Below are 721 nucleotides of genomic sequence, written 5' to 3'. Positions count from 1 at the left end.
AAACCCAAAAATGACATACCAGTAGAACCTGTTGCTGTCGCGCCTGTGGTCACTCCAGCTCCGCCACCAGCACCAACGATGACTCCCATCGAGTTCATCGTTGGCGTAGATGATAGTGGTAACCTCTATACTTGTAGCGCGACGGTCGGTGATGCAGCGCTACAAAGCTCGTTACAACAGGCACTCAATACGAGCTTTGGTGAGCAGGCGAGTATATGTGAATTGACCGTGCAGGATGGAATAGCAACCACTATCGCAAATATGCCTGCGGAGATATTGCCCAATGTTCTGACCATGCTCAGATCGACACCGTTTGCCCGTCTACATTTACAAAACGATCGTCTGACAGTAGAGGCGCCGGATGACATGCTACTACAACAATTGGTCACAAACGTACGTAGTTTAGCACCAACCATGGCAGTCGATAGTACTGCGCCATTGCCACTGCCTAACAATAGTAATGGTGATACGACATATGGTATGGCAGGCACTAATGGCGTAAACAATCAACTCGGCGATGGAACAGGCGCTAATAACCAATACAATAATGACGGTATGAGCAATAGCACTGGAGAATATCAAGCCGCTGATAATGACACAGGTGATCGCGTGATACCCGCGCCACTACCTAACAATAATGATGGATTTAATAATAATCCCAACAACGTACCTGCCAATGTCCCAAGTAACATTCCTAGCAACGTACCTTCTAGTAATAGAA

1 pseudogene is annotated in these 721 nt (G+C 47.2%); it reads left to right on the top strand.

Features of this window, described 5'->3' with window-relative positions:
• Positions 1–78: 78 nt before the first annotated feature.
• Positions 79–721: pseudogene (locus ACS8FC_RS17355) on the top strand (hypothetical protein); the annotation flags it as partial.

The organism is Psychrobacter sp. 1Y4, assembly GCF_051847555.1.
Note: the sequence above shows the minus strand (reverse complement) of the source record. Positions and strands in the feature narration are given on the sequence as shown.